At 72.8% G+C, this 18,584-nt stretch carries 16 protein-coding genes; 11 read left to right on the top strand and 5 right to left on the bottom strand.

Annotation, left to right across the window (positions count from 1 at the left end):
* Positions 1 to 20: 20 nt before the first annotated feature.
* From FKN01_RS09840 to FKN01_RS09830, 3 genes are all read right to left on the bottom strand, one after another.
* Positions 21 to 473, bottom strand: a complete 453-nt coding sequence (locus FKN01_RS09840; protein ID WP_143618608.1) for a peptidoglycan-binding protein — start codon at positions 471 to 473, stop codon at positions 21 to 23.
* Between the two features lie 180 nt (positions 474 to 653).
* Complete coding sequence (locus FKN01_RS09835; RefSeq protein ID WP_143618607.1) at positions 654 to 2,267, bottom strand: amidohydrolase family protein; 1,614 nt, start codon at positions 2,265 to 2,267, stop codon at positions 654 to 656.
* A gap of 22 nt (positions 2,268 to 2,289) precedes the next feature.
* Positions 2,290 to 3,579, bottom strand: coding sequence for an alanine racemase (locus tag FKN01_RS09830; protein WP_143618606.1), 1,290 nt, complete (start codon positions 3,577 to 3,579; stop codon positions 2,290 to 2,292).
* 175 nt (positions 3,580 to 3,754) lie between these two features.
* Between FKN01_RS09830 and FKN01_RS09825 the strand changes: the two genes are divergently transcribed.
* From FKN01_RS09825 to FKN01_RS09810, 4 genes are all read left to right on the top strand, one after another.
* Positions 3,755 to 4,813 carry a sugar kinase gene (locus tag FKN01_RS09825; protein WP_143618605.1) on the top strand — a complete coding sequence of 353 codons (1,059 nt, stop codon included), beginning with the start codon at positions 3,755 to 3,757 and terminating at the stop codon, positions 4,811 to 4,813.
* Positions 4,810 to 5,568: an IclR family transcriptional regulator gene (locus FKN01_RS09820; protein ID WP_143618604.1), complete on the top strand. Its 759-nt coding sequence runs from the start codon at positions 4,810 to 4,812 to the stop codon at positions 5,566 to 5,568. The genes FKN01_RS09825 and FKN01_RS09820 overlap by 4 nt, the downstream gene beginning before the upstream one ends.
* A 6-nt stretch (positions 5,569 to 5,574) precedes the next feature.
* Positions 5,575 to 5,985, top strand: coding sequence for a RidA family protein (locus tag FKN01_RS09815; protein WP_143618603.1), 411 nt, complete (start codon positions 5,575 to 5,577; stop codon positions 5,983 to 5,985).
* A 106-nt stretch (positions 5,986 to 6,091) separates the two neighbouring features.
* Positions 6,092 to 7,567 carry a GntP family permease gene (locus FKN01_RS09810; RefSeq protein WP_143618601.1) on the top strand — a complete coding sequence of 492 codons (1,476 nt, stop codon included), beginning with the start codon at positions 6,092 to 6,094 and terminating at the stop codon, positions 7,565 to 7,567.
* Between the two features lie 46 nt (positions 7,568 to 7,613).
* Here FKN01_RS09810 and FKN01_RS09805 read toward each other — a convergent pair whose 3' ends face one another.
* Both FKN01_RS09805 and FKN01_RS09800 read right to left on the bottom strand, forming a co-directional pair.
* Positions 7,614 to 9,914, bottom strand: coding sequence for a serine/threonine-protein kinase (locus FKN01_RS09805; protein ID WP_143618599.1), 2,301 nt, complete (start codon positions 9,912 to 9,914; stop codon positions 7,614 to 7,616).
* Between the two features lie 181 nt (positions 9,915 to 10,095).
* The gene (locus FKN01_RS09800) at positions 10,096 to 11,763 is read right to left on the bottom strand and encodes a chitinase (protein ID WP_143618800.1); all 1,668 of its coding nucleotides are present in this window, start codon (positions 11,761 to 11,763) and stop codon (positions 10,096 to 10,098) included.
* 398 nt (positions 11,764 to 12,161) lie between these two features.
* On the opposite strand from FKN01_RS09800, the gene FKN01_RS09795 reads away from it, so the two are divergent.
* The 7 genes from FKN01_RS09795 to FKN01_RS09765 all read left to right on the top strand — a co-directional run bounded on the left by FKN01_RS09795 (position 12,162) and on the right by FKN01_RS09765 (position 18,579).
* Positions 12,162 to 12,998, top strand: coding sequence for a hypothetical protein (locus FKN01_RS09795; RefSeq protein ID WP_143618798.1), 837 nt, complete (start codon positions 12,162 to 12,164; stop codon positions 12,996 to 12,998).
* Positions 12,999 to 13,064: 66 nt separating this feature from the next.
* Positions 13,065 to 13,778, top strand: coding sequence for a Flp pilus assembly protein CpaB (cpaB, locus tag FKN01_RS09790; protein ID WP_143618597.1), 714 nt, complete (start codon positions 13,065 to 13,067; stop codon positions 13,776 to 13,778).
* 7 nt (positions 13,779 to 13,785) lie between these two features.
* Positions 13,786 to 15,033, top strand: a complete 1,248-nt coding sequence (locus tag FKN01_RS09785; protein WP_143618595.1) for an AAA family ATPase — start codon at positions 13,786 to 13,788, stop codon at positions 15,031 to 15,033.
* 23 nt (positions 15,034 to 15,056) lie between these two features.
* Positions 15,057 to 15,860, top strand: a complete 804-nt coding sequence (locus FKN01_RS33695) for a TadE/TadG family type IV pilus assembly protein (RefSeq protein ID WP_398931703.1) — start codon at positions 15,057 to 15,059, stop codon at positions 15,858 to 15,860.
* Positions 15,854 to 16,222: a TadE/TadG family type IV pilus assembly protein gene (locus FKN01_RS09775; protein ID WP_143618593.1), complete on the top strand. Its 369-nt coding sequence runs from the start codon at positions 15,854 to 15,856 to the stop codon at positions 16,220 to 16,222. Before FKN01_RS33695 ends, FKN01_RS09775 begins: the two co-directional genes overlap by 7 nt.
* A 44-nt stretch (positions 16,223 to 16,266) precedes the next feature.
* Positions 16,267 to 17,607, top strand: a complete 1,341-nt coding sequence (locus tag FKN01_RS09770) for a CpaF family protein (protein ID WP_143618591.1) — start codon at positions 16,267 to 16,269, stop codon at positions 17,605 to 17,607.
* Between the two features lie 33 nt (positions 17,608 to 17,640).
* Positions 17,641 to 18,579, top strand: coding sequence for a type II secretion system F family protein (locus tag FKN01_RS09765; RefSeq protein WP_143618589.1), 939 nt, complete (start codon positions 17,641 to 17,643; stop codon positions 18,577 to 18,579).
* The last annotated feature ends 5 nt before the right edge of the window (positions 18,580 to 18,584 follow it).

Raw genomic sequence — 18,584 nt, 5'->3', positions numbered from 1 at the left:
GACAGGAGTGGCCGGTGTGCTCAGCGGGCGCACTTGAAGAGCGTGGTGCCCGCCATGTGCGCCCACTTCATGGCCATGCGCGTGTTGTACCCGTACACGCCGTCGGACGCGACGCCCATCTTCGTCTGGGCCTTCTTCAGCGCCGCGAACGTCGCCGGGCCGAAGGAGCCGTCGACGGCGATGCTCTGCCCGTAGCACTTCTTCAGGGTCAGCTGCAGGGCGCTCACCCCGCTCCCGTGGTCGCCCTGGTGGAGCTTGCAGTTGTAGCCGAAGCCCCAGCTCATCGGGATCTTCACGGTCTCGACGACATGGTTGGCGTTGTCGGACGAGGTGTCGGCGTAATACGTGTTGCAGAAGTACGGGTCGTCCGCCGCCGCGGCGGACGGTGCGAGGGCGACGGAGGCGCCGATCAGGGCGGCGGCCGAAGCCGCCACACCGGCGGCACGGGTGAACCTGTTGGTGCGGATGCGCATGGGGAATCCGTTCGGTACGAGGGTCGCGGAGCTCTCGCTCCCCGGGCCGCCCGGGCCCGGCGGCACCGACGATTCCACCCGGCACGGCCCGCCTCGGGCGCCCCCGCTGGCATCTTCCGGCGCCCCCGTGGCAGCATCCGGCCACCCCGGTGCCCGTACGTACCCGGCACCGGGAGCCGCTCAGCCCCGCGGCCGGTCCGTGCTCCGTACGGACCGCCCCGCCAGCACCTGGGTGCGCCGGCCGTCCTCGATCACGAAGCGGCCGTCGATCAGCACGTGCGGGATGCCCACCGGCAGGGTGCGGGGCGCCTCGAACGTCGAGCCCGCCGCCACCGTCGCCGGGTCGAAGAGGACCAGGTCGGCGCGGTAGCCCTCGCGCACGAGACCCCGGTCGGGGAGCCGCAGCCGGGCCGCCGGGCGGGCGGTGAGGTGGGCGACGCACTCCTCCAGGGAGAGGATGCCCAGCTCGCGTGCGTACCGGCCCAGGTAGTGGGGAAAGGTGCCGTACGCGCGGGGGTGCGGCTTGTCACCCTGGAGGATGCCGTCGCTGCCTCCGGTGTGCACGCGGTGGCGCATGATCTGCCGGACGTTCTCCTCGTGGCCGACGTGCTGGAGGATCGTCGTCCCGAGCCGGTCCTCCACCAGCAGCCGGCGCGCGGTCACCCAGGGCTCCTCGCCCCGCAGGGCCGCCGACTCGGCCACCGTACGCCCGACGTATCCGGCGAGTGCGGGCTCGCCGGTGCCGGAGATCTCGATGGTGTCCCACTCGATCGGCACGCCGTGGCAGCCGTCCGACCCCACGACCTCCAGGTCGTGGCGGATGCGGGCGGCCGTCCCCGCGTCGGCCAGCCGGGCCAGGACCGCTTCCGGGCCGCCCTCGCTCGCCCAGCTGGGCAGCATCGCGACGAGGGTCGTGCAGCCGGGGGTGTACGGATAGGTGTCGAGGGAGATGTCGGCGCCCGCGTCGAGCGCCTCGTCCAGGAGGGCCAGCAGCTCGGGGGCGCGGCCCTCGTTGACCCCGAAGTTCATGGTCGCGTGGGCCAGGTGCAGGGCACAGCCCGCGCTGCGGGTGAGCCGCACCATCTCCTCGTACGCCTCCAGCGCCCCCGCCCCGTACGAGCGGTGGTGCGGGCAGTAGTAGCCGCCGTGCGCGGCCACCACCCGGCACAGCTCGGTGAGTTCGGCGTCGTCCGCGTACATGCCGGGGGTGTAGGTCAGGCCCGAGGACATGCCGACCGCGCCCTCGCGCATGCCCTGGTCCACGAGCTGCCGCATCCGGTCCAGCTCGGCTCCGGTCGCGGGGCGGTCGTCCCAGCCGACCGCGTACATCCGGACCGTGCCCTGCGGGATCAGATAGGCGGCGTTGACCGCGATGCCCTGGCGGTCGAGGCGGTCCAGGTAGCCGCCGACGGTCCGCCAGTCGAAGTCGATGTCCTCGCCGTCGCCGTTCCACCCGGAGATGGAGCGGCGGACCTGGGCGAGGGTGCGGTCGTCCACGGGCGCGTACGACAGGCCGTCCTGGCCCAGGACCTCCAGCGTGACGCCCTGCGCGGCCTTCGCGCTGTGGTCCGGGTCGCGGAGCAGCGCCAGGTCGCTGTGCGCGTGCATGTCGATGAAGCCGGGGGAGAGGGCGAGGCCGCCGGCGTCCAGGGTGCGGTGCCCGGTGGGGCGGGGGCCGGGGGAGTCCTCGCGGTGGATCTCCGTGACGCGGCCGTCGGTGACGGCCACGTCGGCGCGGTAGGAGGGGGCGGCGGTGCCGTCGATGACGCGGGCGTCGCGGATGACGAGGTCCATGGCTGCCTTTCGGGGACGCGGCTCAGAAGAACGTGCGGACGAAGTCCGTGACCGTGCCGTCCGCCTCCACCAGCGGGATCAGCTGCCACTTGTCGAAGCTGGTGCAGGGGTGGGACAGGCCCATCCCCACCCAGTCCCCGACCTCCAGACGCGCGCCCTCGTCCGTGCGGACCCAGGTGTGCTGGTCGGACAGGCCGGTCACGGTGATCCCGTCGGCCGGCCGCTCCGAGCCGTCCCGGCCCGAGCGCACCACCTGCGCCTCGGGCAGGTCCAGGTCGTACGCCGCGTCCCGCTTGCCCGCGTTGAGGAACGCCTGCCCGGCGGACGGGCGCGACACCACCTGCGCCCACAGCCGGAACGCGGGCCGCAGCGCGCCCTCGTCCGGGACGCGGTTGAACGGCGTGAGGTGGCGGTAGTGCCCGTCGTCGTGCGAGACGTACGCCCCCGAGCGCAGCAGCTTCAGCACGGGTGCGGAGAGCTCCGGGACGCCGGCGAACACGTCCGCCACCGCGTCGAACCACGCGCTGCCGCCCGCGCTGATCACGATGCGCTCGCCGGCCCCCAGCGCGCCGAAGCGGCCCGCCGCGTCGAAGTCCGCCGCCAGCGCGACGAGCCTGCGCAGCCAGGCCCGGACCCGGTCACCGTCCGCGTCCGGCACCTCGCCCTCGTAACCCGCCACGCCGACCAGGCGCAGGGCCGCCGCCCCGGCCACCGCGTCCGCCACGGCCGCGCACTCCGCCTCGGTCCGGGCGCCGGTGCGCGCGCCCTCGCCCGCGCCCAGCTCCACCACCACGTCCACCGGGCGGGAGGCGCCCGCCGCGCGCAGGGCCTCGTCCATCAGCTCGACCCCGCGCACGGAGTCCACGTAGCAGACGAAGGAGAAGTCCGGGTCGGCGTCCAGCTCGCCCGCGAGCCAGCGCAGCGCGGCGGCGTCGACCAGCTCGTTGGCGAGGAAGATCCGCCCGATCCCGAACGCGCGGTAGACCCGCGCCTGGTGGGGAACGGCGGCCGTGATGCCCCACGCGCCGTGCTCCAGCTGGCGGGCGAAGAGCTGCGGGGACATCGACGTCTTGCCGTGCGGGGCGAAGGCGAGGCCGTGGCGCTCCGCGTACGTCTCCAGGAGCGCGAGGTTGTGCTCGACCGACTCGGCGGACAGGGCGAGCACGGGGGTCGTGAACCCGCCGTCGAAGAGGTTGCGGCGCTCGGCCGCCAGGGCGCCGGTGGTCAGGCCCTCGGCGTCGGGCGGGAGGCCCTTGAACCGGTGGTCGACCGGTTCGTCGGCGAGAGCGGTCACGTGGTGCGCGGCGGCCATGGGGGTCTCCTCGGTCCGGGTCCGGTCAGGGGGTGATCCGGTCAGTGATCCGGTCAGGGTGCGATTGCAGCATATGCAACACCCATTGCGTATATCGCTCAGGGCTGTCTAACATCCGAGCCGACGCCCGGTCAATGGTGAGTACCGGTGCCGCCCGACTGCTGAGGAGCCCCGCGTGTCCGGAACCACGCCCGCCGACGTCGTGTGCCTCGGTGAGTCCATGGTGACGTTCCTGCCCTCACGCCCCGGGCGCCTCGCCGACGTGCCGTCCTTCGACCGGGGCATCGGCGGCGCCGAGTCCAACGTCGCCTGCGCGCTGGCCGCGGCCGGCCACCGGACGGCCTGGGTCAGCCGGGTCGGCGCGGACGGCTTCGGCGACCACCTGGTGGCGGCGGTCGCGGCGTACGGCGTGGACACGTCCTTCGTACGGCGCGATCCCGCGCGGCCGACCGGGATCTACTTCCGCACGGCCACGGACCGGGCCACGGACGTCCACGAGGTGGCGTACTACCGGGCCGGGTCCGCGGCCTCCGCGATGTCACCGTCCACCGTGCCGTTCGACGCGCTGCCCGCCGGGCGGATTCTGCACCTGTCGGGCATCACGGCCGCCCTGTCGGCGGACTGCCTGGCGCTGCTCCGTGAGCTGACCGCTCCGCGCGAGGGCCGGCCGCTGCTCTCGTTCGACGTGAACTTCCGGCCGGGGCTGTGGCGGGGGGAGTCCCCCGCGGTGCTGCTGGAGCTGGCGCGGCGGGCGGACGTGGTCTTCGTGGGGGAGGACGAGGCGGAGGAGGCGTGGGGCGTCGTGGGCGCCGCCGCGATCCGGGAGGCGCTGCCGGAGCCGGGGGTGGTGGTCGTGAAGCGGGGCGCCGACGGTGTGACGGTGTTCTCCCGTGAACCGGGCCTCCGTCCCGGACCCCGCGCTTCGAACGCCGGCGGGGCTGAAGAGGTCACCCACGTCCCCGCGCTCCGCGTCGACGTCGTCGCCCCCGTGGGCGCCGGCGACGCCTTCGCCGCCGGGTTCCTCTCCGCCACCCTGCGCGGGCTCCCGGTCCGGGACCGCGCCCGCCACGGCCACCTGATGGCCGCCGCCGTCCTCACCGTCCCCGGCGACCTCACCGCGCCGCCCGCCCGCGAGCACGCCGACCGGCTGGCGGCCCTGGACGACGACGCGTGGGGGAGACTGCGTCTCGGCCCCGGGTGGACGGGGGACGACACGGAGGTACGTACGCCATGAGCCAGACCGTCGACCGCGCGCTGAGCATCCTGCCGCTCCTCGCCCAGGGGCCCGCCGACCTCGGACAGGTCGCCGACCGCCTCGGCGTCCACAAGTCCACCGCGCTGCGCCTGCTCCGCACGCTCCACGAGCACGGGCTCGTCCACCGGCAGCAGGACCAGCGCTACCGCCTCGGCGCCCGGCTGTTCGCGCTCGCGCAGGAGGCCGTCGAGAACCTCGACGTACGCGAGATCGCCCACCCGTACCTCGCCGAACTGAACGAGCAGTGCGGGCACACCGTCCACCTCGCCGTGTACGAGGAGAACGAGGTCCTCTACATCGACAAGGTCGAGAGCCGCTACCCGGTCCGGATGTACTCGCGGATCGGCAAGCCCGTCGCGATCACCGTCGCCGCCGTCGCCAAGCTGCTCCTGGCCGACCTGAGCGAGGCCGAGCGGCGGGCCGTCGCCGACAAGCTCGACTACCCCATGTACACGCCCCGTTCGACGCCCGGCGCCGCCGCGTTCCTCAAGGAGCTCGCCGTCGTACGCGAACAGGGCTGGGCCACCGACCTCGGCGGCCACGAGGAGTCCATCAACTGCGTCGGCGCCCCCATTCGCGGTGCCGACGGGCGCGTCGTCGCCGCGATGTCGGTCTCCGCGCCGAACGTGGTCGTGACGGCCGAGGAGCTCCTCACCCTGCTCCCCCTGGTCCGTCGTACCGCCGACGCCATCAGCCGGGAGTACTCCGGCAGCAACCGACCCAAGAAAGCCTGATCCCCCATGACCGAGAAGACCGCGCTCACCCCCAGCACCCACACCACCCCGCCCGCGAAGTTCTCGCACGGCGTGCGCAAGGGCAACATCCTCCAGGTCGCCGGCCAGGTCGGCTTCCTGCCCGCCGTCGAGGGCCAGGCGCCCACCCCGGCCGGCCCCACCCTGCGCGAGCAGACCCTCCAGACCTTCGCCAACGTCAAGGCGATCCTGGAGGAGGGCGGCGCGAGCTGGGACGACGTGATGATGATGCGCGTCTACCTCACGGACGTGGACCACTTCGCCGAGATGAACGAGATCTACAACGCCTACTTCGCCGAGCAGAACCTCAAGGAGGCCCCGGCCGCGCGCACCACGGTCTACGTCGGCCTCCCGAAGGGCCTCCTCATCGAGATCGACGCCCTCGCCGTCCTGGGCTGAGCCATCCCCGTAGTCCGCACCCCGCCCGGCACGGCGCCGCGTCCCCCCGCAGCGCCGTGCCGCGGTCCCCCCTGCCCAGAAACATGGACGAACAACGGAGTTACCCATGCAGCTCGCCGCAGGCCCCACCCCGCCCGAGACGCCACCCCACACCGGTGGACTCCTGCTGCTCATCGACGGCACCCCCGGTCTGCTGACCGTCGCCGTCCTCGGCATCGCGCTCCTCCTCTTCCTGATCATCAAGGTCCGGCTCCAGCCGTTCGTCGCCCTGCTCGCGGTCTCCATAGCCGTCGGCCTGGGCGCGGGGCTCTCGGTCACCGAACTCTTCGGCACCGTGCAGAAGTCCGCCGCCGTCTCCGTCATCGAATCCGGCATGGGCGGCATCCTCGGCCATGTCGCGATCATCATCGGCCTCGGCACGATGCTCGGCGCGATCCTGGAGGTCTCCGGCGGCGCCGAGGTGCTGAGCGCCCGGCTGCTGCGGCTCTTCGGGGAGCGGCGCGCCCCGCTCGCGATGGGCCTGACCGGTCTGATCTTCGGCATCCCGGTCTTCTTCGACGTCGGCATCTTCGTCCTCGCGCCGATCGTCTACGCCGCCGCCAAGAGGTCCGGCAAATCGGTCCTGCTGTACTCCATGCCGCTGCTCGCGGGGCTCTCCATGACCCACGCGTTCCTGCCGCCGCACCCCGGCCCGGTCGCCGCCGCCGGACTCTTCCACGTCTCGCTCGGCTGGGTCATCCTGATGGGCGCCCTCGTCGGCATCCCGTCCGTGCTCGCCGCCTGGGGTTACGCCGCCTGGATCGGCAAGCGGATCTTCGTGGACGTCCCGCAGGACATGGTGGAGGCCGCCGAGGAGGCGAAGGCCGCCGTCATCGCCGAGCAGCGGGCCGCCGGGGTCACCCCGCGCGAGGAGCCGGTCGCGCTCTCCACCGTGCTCGCCATCATCGGCACCCCGCTGATCCTGATCCTCGCCGCCACGTTCTCGTCGATCGCGATGGACCCCTCGACAGGGCGTTCGGTGATCGAGTTCTTCGGGAACCCCTTCGTCGCCCTGACGATCGCGCTGCTCCTCGCGTACTACCTGCTCGGCATCCGGCGCGGCTGGTCCCGCAAGTCCCTGGAATCCGTGTCCACTTCCTCGCTGAAGCCGGTCGGAAACATCCTGCTCGTCGTCGGCGCGGGCGGCGTCTTCGGCGCCGTGCTCAAGGGCAGCGGCATCGCGGACGCGCTCGCCGACACCTTCAACGACGTCGGCCTGCCCGTCATCCTGCTCGCCTGGCTGATCTCGGCCGTGCTGCGCATCGCCCAGGGCTCGGCGACCGTCGCCATCGTCACCACCGCCGGCATCGTGGTCCCGCTCGTGGAGAACCAGGGCTTCTCGCAGGCGCACCTCGCGCTGATCATCATGGCCATCTCGGCCGGCTCGATCATCGCCTCGCACGTCAACGACGGCGGCTTCTGGATGGTGTCGAAGTACTTCGGCATCTCCGAACGCGACACCCTGAAGTCCTGGACCGTGCTGGAAACCGTCCTGTCGGTCGCCGGGTTCGCCGTCGCCGCCCTGCTCAGCCTGGTGATCTAGCCGTACGCGTACGCGTACGAGTACGCGTCGGAGTTGCGGGCACGGGTCAGGCCGCCGAGGCGCAGATGATGCTGCGGCCCTGGTTGACCTGCCAGTACCAGAACCGCTCGCCGGGCCCCGCCGGACAGGTCCAGTTCTGTCCCTGCTTCGGGGCCCGGTAGAAGCCGGTGATCCGCAGGATGGACTGGCCCGCCTTCGGCACCTTCGACGCGTTGCAGCGCCACACCACCGTCAGGTCCGCGTTGGTCTCCCCGTTCACCTTCGCCGGGAAGCACTGGCCCGCCCGGTACACCCGGTCCAGGCACAGCGTCCGCGTGATCCCGTCGTCGCCCGACCGGCTCCACCAGGTGTAACCCGCCCCCGTCGTGCAGGAACTGGACGCGCCGGCGCGGGTGCTCACCCGGCTGACGTGCATGTACGCGTTCGAGGCGCTGCACTTCACCCGGATCGGGCGGCTCGCGCTCATGTTGTCGTAGCCGTCGTTGTACACGTTGAGGCAGTCGCCCGCGCGCACGGCGGCGAACGCCCGGTCGGTCGCATCCATGGTGGGCTTGGGGGTCGGCTTCGGGGCGGGGGTCCGGTCCTCCGTGACGGTGTCGTCGGAGTCGGAGTCGGAGTCGCTGTCCGCCGAGCCGCCACCGCTGCTCGATGTGCCCGTGCCCGTGTCCGTGTCGGCGCTCGCGCTGTCGTCCGTGTGCGTGTCGAGGCCGCTGCCCGAGGTGACGGAGCCGGACGTACGGCCGCCCGACGCCGCACCGCCGCCCGTCTTCTCCCACGGCTGCCACGTCAGCAGCCCCGCCACGGCGACCAGCGCCAGCAGCCAGCCCAGAGCGGTGCCGCCGGAGGACGACGAGCGCGTGCCCGGGCCCGCCGGGACGGGGGCGGGGACGGGCGAGCCGGCCCGGGCCCGCGCCCCCCGCCCGGCCCGGTCCCGCTCGGCGCGCTGCCGTGCGGCGCGTTCGCGGTCGGCGCGCTGCCTGGCCGCCCGCTCCCGCTCCGCCCGCTCCCGTTCGGCCCGCTCCCGCTCGGCGCGCTGCCTGGCCGCCCGTTCCCGTTCGGCGCGCTCGCGCTCGGCCCGTTCCCGCTCGGCGCGCTCACGGGCCGCGCGCTCGGCCTCCAGCCGGGCCGCCTCGCGGCGGTCGGCCTCCGCGCGCGCCCGCTCCGCCTGCCTGGCCGCTTCCGCCTGCCGGCGGGCCGCCCGCTGCGCCTCCTCGCGCTCCGACTGCTCCCGCTCCGCGCGCTGCCGCTCGGCCAGCTGGGCCAGGGCCGCCATCTCGCGGCGGGTGCGGTCGCGGTCGGCCCGGGCCTGCCGCTCCGGCGAGTACACCAGCGTCGGAGGCGGCTGCGGCACGGCGCGCGTCCGCTGCGTCACGGTCGGTGCCTGTGGCGGGCCGCCCCGCGACGGGCCGCCGGGGGGCGGGCCGCCGGGGGGCGGGCCGCCCGCCCATTCCCGGCCCTGGTGCGCGTAAGCGTCGATCAGCGCCGTCCAGCGCGGCGGCAGCCAACGCGTGCCGCTCGTCGTCATCGGCAGCCCGGCCTGCTGTTCCCGGAAGCGGGCCAGCAGCTCGGCGGGCGTCGGACGGTGCCGGGGCTGCACGGCCAGGCACGGCCGGACCGTCGCGACCAGCTCCTTGGGCAGCCCGGTCAGATCGAGTTCGCCGCGCTGCACCCGGGCCAGCAGCCGCAGGGTGTCGCCGTCCGCGCGGTAGGGCGCCCGGCCGGTGGCCAGCAGGAAGAGCGTGGCACCCAGCGAGTACACGTCGGAGGCGGCCGTGGACTCCTCGCCGCGCGCCTGCTCCGGCGAGGTGAAGGCGATCGTGCCCAGTGTGAGGCCCGTCAGGGTGAGGTCGCTGGCGTGCGAGATGCCGAAGTCGATGACCCGGGGCCCGTCCAGCGGCAGCAGCACGTTCTGCGGCTTCACGTCGCGGTGGACGATCCCCACCCCGTGCAGGGTGACCAGGGCCTGGGCGGTGCCGGCCGCGATCCACCGTACGGCCGAGGCGGGCAGCACCCCGCAGGAGCGGACCAGTTCGGAGAGCGGGGGCGCGGCGATGTAGTCGATGGCCATCCAGGGCCGCTCGGCGTCCGGATCGGCGTCCCGTACGCGCGCGGTGTAGGCGCTGTCCACCCGCTGCGCGAGCGCCACCTCACGGGCGAAACGCCGCCGGTCGGTGTCGCTGACCCGGCCCTCCGCGAGGAGCGTCTTCACGGCGACGAGGTCCCGGCCGCCGGACCGGGCCAGATAGATCCGGCCCATGCCGCCGGAGGCCAGCCGACCGAGCAGCCGGTACGGCCCGAGCGTCACCGGATCGTCCCCGCCCAGCGCTTCGATCCGCGCCCCGGCCATGTCACACTCCCCCCGTCGCCCCAGCACCGCGCCCCACAACGGTGCCACGTCCGGGCACGGACATCCATGCGGTGCGGCAACTCTCGTACAGGACTGTTGCGTTGGCGCCGTCGGAACCAGGCGTCCACACGCAGCAGCGCCGCCGGGGGAGCGGCGGCGCTGCTGGTCCGGGGGGTGTGGTCTACGGCAGGCCGTGGACGTGCGGGGCGACCGCGTTCGACCAGGCGTTGCCGGCCGTGGCGTCCCAGTTGGTCGACCAGGTCATCGCGCCGCGCAGACCGGGGTAGGTCTTCGACGGCTTGAAGCTGCCGCAGTTGGTGCCCTTGGTCAGGCAGTCCAGGGCCGCGTTCACGACCGACGGGGCGACGTAGCCGCTGCCCGCGCCCCGGGTGGAGGCGGGGACGCCGAGGCCGACCTGCGACGGGTCGAGACCGCCCTCCAGCTGGATGCAGGCGAGCGCGGTGAGGAAGTCCACCGAGCCCTGCGAGTAGACCTTGCCGTCGCAGCCCAGCATCGAACCGCTGTTGTAGTACTGCATGTTGACGACGGTCAGGATGTCCTTGATGTTGAGCGCCGTCTTGAAGTACTCGCCCGCGGTGGACTGCATGTCGATGGTCTGCGGGGCCATCGTGATGACGAGGCCGGAGCCCGCCTTCTGCGACAGCGAACGCAGCGCCTTCGTCATGTAGGTGGAGTTCAGGCCGTTCTCCAGGTCGATGTCGACGCCGTTGAAGCCGTACTCCTGGATCAGCGCGTAGACGGAGTTGGCGAAGGCGGTCGCGGACGCGTCGCTGTTGACCGAGACCGAGCCCTTCTCACCGCCGACCGAGATGATGACGTTCTTGCCGGCCGCCTGCTTCGCCTTGATGTCGGCCTTGAACTGGTCGACGGTGTAGCCGTTCAGGCCCGCCGTGTCCAGGTTGAAGGTGACGGCACCGGGCGTGGACGTCGCGTCGGCGAAGGAGACCGCGATGATGTCGTAGTTCGCGGGCACGGCGCTGAGCTTCTGGACGGTCGCGCCGTTGTTGAAGTTCTGCCAGTAGCCGGTGACCGCGTGCTTCGGCACGGAGGTGCCCGGATTCGGGTTGGTGCCGCCCGACTTGGCGGTCCGGCCGCTGACGGTCGCCGACTTCACGGACTCACCGGCCGCGTTGGTGGCGGTCACCGCGAACTGGTACGCGGTGTCGGCCGCGAGGCCGGTGACGGTCGCCGAGGTGCCGGTGGAGGTGGTCGCCTTCACGCCGTCCTTGTAGACGGTGTAGCCGGTCGCGCCGGACACCGGGTTCCAGGAGAGGTCGACGGAGGACGTGGTGGTCGAGCCGACCGCGAGCCCGGCCGGGGCGCCGGGGATCGACGGGCCGGGGTCGGTGCCGCCGCCGCCGTCGGGGCCGGTCACCGAGAAGTCGTCCACGAAGTAGGCCGCCTGGCCGTACCAGCCGTGCGTGTACACGGTGACGGACGTGGTGTTGGCGCCGGTCGTGAAGCTCGTCTTCAGCTGCGTCCAGCCGGTGGAGCCGGGCGTCCACGTCGAGACGTCGGTGGTTCCGGTGCCGCTGGCGCCCAGGTACGCGTAACCGCCCTGGACCCAGGAGCTCAGCTGATACGTGGAGTTGGGCTTGACGGCCACGGTCTGCGAGCACTTGGCGTTGTCCTGGCCGGCCGGGGTGGCCTTGAGGGCGGAGGTGCCGCCGTGCACGGGGGAGGAGACGGTGGTGCCGGAGTTTCCGGTACACGTCCAATTGGCGAGGCCCGATTCGAAGCCGGCGTTCTTGGCGACGTTGACGTCGGCGGCCTCGGCGCTGGTCACGAGCCCGGTGAGGGTCAGGGCGCCGGCCGCGACGACGGCCATGGCGGAGCCGAGGACCGGGCGGGTGCGGCGCCGTCTGCGGCTCGGGGCGGGGGAACGATCCACTTGCTGCCTCCGGGGGGAGTCGGGGATGGCGGGGGGACGACACGGGGGTGCCGGGGGTGTGGAATCGAGGAACGGTGGCCACCGCTGGCCGATAAACTGGTCCAGACCAATCAAGTTGTCAAGACCTCTGGCGGTCTCCGGTCCCCCCGGAGCCGCCGGGGCACCCCATCGCCCGTACTCCGCGGGCTTCTTGAAAGTGTTCTCTGTCCTGCCGTACGTGGATAAAGTGCTCAGGCGGGAGCGTCCGAGCGGAAGCACCCGGCGGGAGCGAACGCGGCCGGCGGTACGCGGCGGCCCGAGGAACGGGGAGCGGCGTGCCGACAGCAGCCATAGCAGTGACCGGTCCCGGCCTCGTGCTGCCCCCGCAGGACCGGCAGACGCCCCCGGCGGTCGTCCTGCGCGCCCCGGGCGAACAGTCCCTGGACCAGGCGCTGGACGACATGCAGCGCCTGCTGGAGCAGCACGGACACGTCATCGCCGTCTACCCGGCCGGCCTCCCCGCCGCGCACGAGCACCGGCTGCACACCGTGCGCTCGGTCCTGGAGAGCGACCGGATCGCCCTGCTCAAGTCGGACCTGCCGCCGCTGGGCGTGGCCGTACTGGTGCGCCAGTTACGGCAGTTGTCCGTCTGCGACTTCAGCGCCGGGGTCATCGCCTCCGCGGCGAGGCTCCTCTCCCACTACATCCACGCCGGGGCGCTGCTCAACTCCGTGACCCGGCTCGACCGGGTGCCCGTCAGCCTCAAGTCGCACGCCAAGTCCTGGGTCCCCGGCTCCCAGTTCGGCGTGCTCGCCAACCCGGAACCCCAGCTCGTCAGGGTCGGTACGGGTGAGCTCTCCGGCCCCCGCTTCGCCACGCATCTCCTGGTCGCCCGGGGGCAGTCCCAGTCGGAGTGGGTGACCGGGACGCTGGCCCAGGCGTGGCAGGTGCAGGCCGTCCACGAGGCCGTGCTGCCCGGCGAGTCCGCCGGCTGGTGGGGCACCTCGAAGCTGATCGAGTTCGTGGCCTACCTGCCCGACATCTCGCTGATCTACCAGCTGGTCTCCTCCGTGCGCAGAGAGGTCTGCACCTGGTGCGGGAACGAACTGATCGGCGACCGCTGCGGACTGTGCAACGCCCCCCTGAACCCGCCCGAGGACCGCACGCGCGGCCCCGCCGCCCTGAACCCCTGAGGCTCCCGCACCGCCCCGCTCCGTACCGACCGTCGGCCCACATAACCCAACGAGGTCGCTCCGCCCATGAATTCACGGCAACGCCGCGGCGTCATCCTGCTCCTCCTGTCGGTCCTGTGCGCCCTCGCCGCCTTCGCCGGTGTGATCTGGGTGATCGGTGACGTGAACGCGAAGGTGGGACCCGAGGTGACCGCGTACCGGGTCAAGACCACCGTCGCGCCCTACAAGCCCCTGGAGGCCGACCAGTTCGAGAAGATCTCGGTGCCCGAGCGCTGGCTCTCCAAGAGCGCCGTCACCGACCTCTCCGCCCTCCGCGGCAAGATCGCCGTCACCGAGCTGCACCCGGGCTCCCTGCTCCAGGAGGACATGCTGGTCGACCGCCCGAAGCTGGAGAGCGGGCAGCAGGAGATCGCCATCATGATCGACGCGGCCACCGGCGTCGCCGGCAAGATCCGGCCGGGCAACCTCGTCAACATCTACGCCACCTTCGCCGGCCGCACCGACAAGGAGAAGCCCACCTCGCGCGTCATCGTGGCCAACGCCCGGGTCATCGACGTCGGCCGGCTCACCTCCCTCGAACCCAAGCCGGAGGACCGCGGCGACGGCCCCACCGAGGCCGTGCCGATCACCTTCGCCCTGGACACCGACGACGCCCAGCGCGTCGCCTACGCGGAGTCCTTCGCCGAACACGTACGCCTCGCCCTGCTCCCCGCGGGCAGCCCCACCACCCTGCGCCCGGGCGAGGGCAGCTACGACCTCGACGAAGACAGGAACAAGTGAGGACCGGATGAGCACACGCATCCTCCCGGCCGTCGGTGACGCCGACGCCGCCCGCGCCGTCTCCGGGCTCCTCGGCCAGCTCCCCGACGCGGAGCCGGCCGCCCCGCTCGGCGACTCGACCTCACTGCTCGACACCCTCGCCCGGCTCGCCGCCGAATCCCTCGACGAGCTGCCCGAGGTCGTCCTCGTGCACGAACGGATCGGCCCGGTCCCGGCCCTGGAGCTGATCCGGGAGGTGGCCCTGCGCTTCCCGGCCGTCGGCGTCGTCCTCGTCACCGCCGACACCAGCCCCGGGCTCTACTCGGCCGCCATGGACTCCGGCGCCCGCGGCCTGGTCGGCCTCCCCCTCTCGTACGAGGAGCTGGCGCAGCGCGTCCAGGCCGCCTCCGGCTGGTCCGTCGGGGTGCGCCGCCACCTCGGGGCCGGTGCCGAGCTGCACTCCGGACCCGGCGGCACCGTCGTCACCGTCAGCGGCGCGAAGGGCGGCGTCGGCACCACGGTCACCGCCGTCCAGCTGGCCCTGGCCGCCGCCGCGTCCGGGCACACCGTCGCGCTGGCCGACCTCGACCTCCAGTCGGGGGACGTCGCCTCCTACCTCGACGTGCAGTTCCGCCGGTCCGTGGTGGACCTCGCCACCATCCAGGACATCTCGCCCCGGGTCCTCCAGGACGCGCTGTACAACCACGAGTCGGGCGTCGCCCTGCTCCTCGCCCCGGCCGACGGCGAGCGCGGCGAGGACGTCACCGACCGCGTCGTACGCCAGACCGTCAGCGCCCTGCGCCACCGCTACGAGGTCGTCGTCGTCGACTGCGGTACGCATCTGAACTCGGCCAACGCCGGGGCGGTCGAGATGGCGGACCGCGCCGTGCTCGTCACCACCCCGGACGTGATCGCGGTCCGGGCCGCCAAGCGCATGGTCCGGCTCTGGGACCGGCTCCAGGTCCGCAAGGCCGAGGAGACCATCACCCTCGTCAACCGCCACACCCGGAACACGGAGATCCAGCCCGCGCTGATCGAGAAGATCACCGCGACCAGGGTCGCCCGGACCGCCGTCCCGGCCGGCTTCAAGGAGCTCCAGGCGGTCGTGGACGCCGGACGCCTCCAGGACCTGGACGCCAAGTCCACCGTGAAGCAGGCCCTCTGGGGGCTGGCGGGAGAACTCGGCCTCGTCAAGAACGCGGAAGCGGCCACCCGAGGGAGCAGGCTCAAGGGCGAGCGCGGCCCGTCGGGCGGCCGGCGGGCGCGTGCGAAATGAACACCGAGGGGGAGTGCCGCGCCATGAACCTCTTACGCCCGGACGCGCGCCGTGACATGCGCGCCGAGCGCGGCCAGACCGCGATCGGCGTGCGCCGGGACGCGCGCCATGACATCCGCGCAGGCGGGGGCCGGACGGCGATCGGGTCGCGCCGGGAGGTGCGCCGTGACACCCGCGCCGAGCACGGCCAGACCGCGATCGGCGTGCGCCGGGACGCGCGCCGTGACCTCCGCGCCGACAGCGGCCAGACCGCGACCGAGTCGCGCCCGGACGTGCGCCGGGACTTCCGCGCCGATGGGGGCCGGACGGCGATCGGGTTGCGCCGGGAGGGGCGTCGTGACCTCCGCGCCGGCGGGGGCCGGACGGCGATCGGGTCGCGCCGGGAGGTGCGCCGTGACCTCCGCGCCGGCGGGGGCCGGACGGCGATCGGGGCGCGCCCGGACGTGCGCCGTGACCTCCGCGCCGACCGGGGCCAGACCGCGATCGAGTTCGTCGGCACGCTGCCCCTGATCCTGCTCACCCTCGCCCTGCTCTGGCAGGCGGGGCTCGTCTGTTACACGTACATCCTCGCGGGGAACGCCGCCGACAAGGCCGTCCGGGCCGCCGCCGTCGCGGAGGGGGACCCGGGCGCGGCCTGCGACCGGGCGGGGCGCGAGGACGTCCCGGGCGGCTGGTCGATACAGGTGCGATGCCGTGGGGGCTCCGGCGAGCTGGTCACCGCGACCGTGCGCGTCGACGTACCGCTGCTGTTCCCCGGGGCGTTCAGCGTGCCCATGCACGCCACGGGTGAGGCGAAGGCCAGGAACGAGAGGCGGGACGCATGGTGACCCGGTGCCGCTCCGGCTCCCGGCAGCGCGGGCAGGCCGCCGTCGAGTACGTGGGTGTGCTCACCCTGCTGCTCGTCGTCGCGCTCGCCGTCGTACAGCTCGGCATCGCCGTTTACGCCGCCCAGCAGGCGGGTACGGCCGCGCGGACCGCGGCCCGGGTGGCGTCGACCGACGGCCAGCAGGGCCGGGCGGCCGCCGTGGCGAAGCAGTCCATGAACGGCCGGCTGGCCGACGGGGCCAGTGTCGGCGAGGAGGCCGGCGCCGAAGCCGTGACCGTACGCGTGCGCGTGAAGATCCCCAGCCTGCTGCCGATGCTCTCCTTCGGCTCCGTCGAGAAGAGCGCCACCATGCCCCGCGACTGACCCCGGCCGAAGCGGCGCCGGCCGGAACCGAAGGAGTTGAGCACATGAGCCTGCGGGCACGCATCAGCAGCCCCGAACCCGCGAACGGGATGAGCGAGGAGAGCCGGCTCGTCGGCGCCTACCGCGCCAAACTGCTGGAGGAGATCGACCTCGCCGAGATGTCCGCCCTCGCGGCGGCCGACCGCAGGGCCCGGCTCGAACGCGTCCTCGGCCACATCATCAGCCGCGAGGGCCCCGTCCTGTCCTCCGTGGAGCGCTCGCAGCTCATCCGCCGGGTCGTGGACGAGGCGCTCGGCCTCGGCATCCTGGAACCGCTCCTGGAGGACGCCTCCATCAGCGAGATCATGGTCAACGGTCCCGAGCAGGTCTACGTGGAACGCGGTGGACGCCTCGAACTCCTCCCGATGCGCTTCTCCTCCCACGAGCAGCTGATGCAGACCATCGAGCGCATCGTCTCCACGGTCAACCGCCGCGTGGACGAGTCGAACCCCATGGTCGACGCCCGGCTCCCCTCCGGCGAACGCGTCAACGTCGTCATCCCGCCGCTCTCCCTGTCCGGCCCGATCCTCACCATCCGGCGCTTCCCCCGGGCCTTCACGCTCCAGGAGATGATCGCGCTCGGCTCGCTCGACGAGCACATGCTGCTCCTGCTCGCCGGATTCGTCCGCGCGAAGTTCAACGTGATCGTCTCGGGCGCCACCGGCACCGGCAAGACCACCCTGCTCAACGCGCTCTCCGGGCTGATCCCGGACGGCGAGCGCATCGTCACCATCGAGGACTCCGCCGAGCTCCGGCTCCAGCAGTCCCACGTCATCACGCTGGAGAGCCGGCCGCCCAACGTCGAGGGCAAGGGCCGGGTCACCATCCGCGACCTCGTCCGCAACTCCCTGCGCATGCGGCCCGACCGCATCATCGTCGGCGAGGTCCGGGGCGGCGAGACCCTCGACATGCTCCAGGCCATGTCCACCGGCCACGACGGCTCGCTCGCCACCGTCCACGCCAACAGCGCGGAGGACGCGCTGATGCGGCTCCAGACCCTCAGCTCCATGTCCGAGGTCGAGATTCCGTTCGCCGCGATCCACGACCAGATCAACAGCGCCGTCGACGTCATCATCCAGCTCACCCGGCACGGCGACGGCTCCCGCCGCGTCACGGAGATCGCGGTCGTGGACTCGTACGGCCGCGAGGACTACCGCATCGTCTCCGTCTGCCGCTTCGACGCCCTCCCGATGGCGGCCGACGGGCGTGTGTACGGGCAGTTCGCGTACTTCCCCGTGCCCCGCCGGGTCGCGGACCGCTTCTACATGGCGAACGAGACCGTGCCCCCGGCGTTCGGGGTCGCCCACACGAACGAGCAGCTGCTGACCCGTACGCCCACGGCTTGACCCCCCACTCCCGCTTGGAAGGCGCTTCCCGACATGGACAACCTCCCGCTCCTGACGGTCGGCGTGACCCTGCTCGCCTGTGTGCTCGCCGTCGTCGGCCTGCATGTCTTCGCCTCCGGCAGGGAACAGCAGCGGGCCCTCATCGACCGCCTGTCCCGGACCGGCCCCCCGGCGATCGAGGGGCGCGTCCGGCGCTTCCGGTCCGTCGACCGCAGGCTGCGGCGGACCCGCCTCGGTAAACGCATCGAACGGAAGCTCGCGGTCACCGGCCTCGACCTCACCCCCGGCGAGTACGCCGTGTACGTCGCCGCCGCCCTGCTCGGCCTCTACTTCGTCACCGCGGCCGTCTTCGCCCCGTTCTTCGGGCTGCTCGCCGTCCTCATCGGCGCCTGGGGCGGCAACGCCTTCCTCAACTGGCAGCGCGCCAAACGCACCGAGGCGTTCATCAGCCAGCTCCCCGAGCTCACCCGCGTACTCGCCAACGCCACCCAGGCCGGACTCGCCCTGCGCACCGCCATCTCCATGGCCGTCGAGGAGCTGGACGACCCCGCCCACGAGGAACTGCGGCGCGTCGCCGACCGGCTGGCCCTCGGCCACTCCCTGGACGACGCCCTGAACGAACTCGTGGAACGGCTGCCCTCCCGCGAGCTGACCGTCCTCGTCTCCACCCTCATCCTCTCCAACCGGGCGGGCGGCACCATCGTCTCGTCGCTGCGCAACCTCACCAACACCCTGGAGGAACGCAAGGAGACCCGGCGCGAGGTCACCACCCTCCTCTCCCAGGTCAAGGTCACCGCCGTCGCCGTCCCCGTCCTCGGGCTGCTCTTCCTGCTCCTCATCAACACCATGAGGGGCGGCGCACTGGACGACATGGCCGCCGCGACCCCCGGCCGCATCGCGATCGTCGTCGCCGCCGGCCTCTACGGCCTCGGCTTCTTCCTGATCAACCGCCTGACCCGCGTCCGCATCTGACGGCC

The sequence above is a fragment of the Streptomyces sp. 130 genome, assembly GCF_007096885.1.
Taxonomy (GTDB): Bacteria; Actinomycetota; Actinomycetes; order Streptomycetales; family Streptomycetaceae; genus Streptomyces.
The sequence above is the reverse complement of the archived record's forward strand: the minus strand, read 5'-3'. Positions and strand labels throughout refer to the sequence as shown.